The sequence below is a fragment of the Achromobacter sp. GbtcB20 genome (assembly GCF_019091095.1).
In the GTDB taxonomy this organism is placed as follows: domain Bacteria; phylum Pseudomonadota; class Gammaproteobacteria; order Burkholderiales; family Burkholderiaceae_B; genus Achromobacter; species Achromobacter mucicolens.
Map to the genome: position 1 here is coordinate 1 of NZ_JAGXJZ010000300.1, position 375 is coordinate 375.

1 pseudogene is annotated in these 375 nt (G+C 67.2%); it reads left to right on the forward strand.

Annotated elements, in window-relative coordinates:
* Window positions 1-375, forward strand: a pseudogene (locus tag KVT32_RS29075) (hypothetical protein); the annotation flags it as partial.

Below are 375 nucleotides of genomic sequence, written 5' to 3' on the forward strand. Positions count from 1 at the left end.
GCAACTCGGAAGGCTTCTTCCGCGACGGCGCCCAGGGCTCCGGCGCCTTCCTGGACCTGGACGCGAAGTACCGCGTCAACCAGGACCTGACCCTGAAGACCCTGCTCTCGACCACCCGCGGCGTCGGCAAGACCACGCTGTCGCGTATTCTCGCCAAGTCGCTCAACTGCACCGGCCCGGACGGGCAGGGCGGGATCACGGCCGAGCCGTGCGGCCAGTGCGAAGCCTGCCGCGCGATCGACGCCGGGCGCTTCGTCGACTATATAGAAATGCACGCCGCCTCGTACCGCGGCGTCGACGAAATGGCGCAGCTGCTCGAGCAGGCGGTGTACGCGCCCAGCAATGCCCGCTTCAAGGTCTACATGATCGACGAAG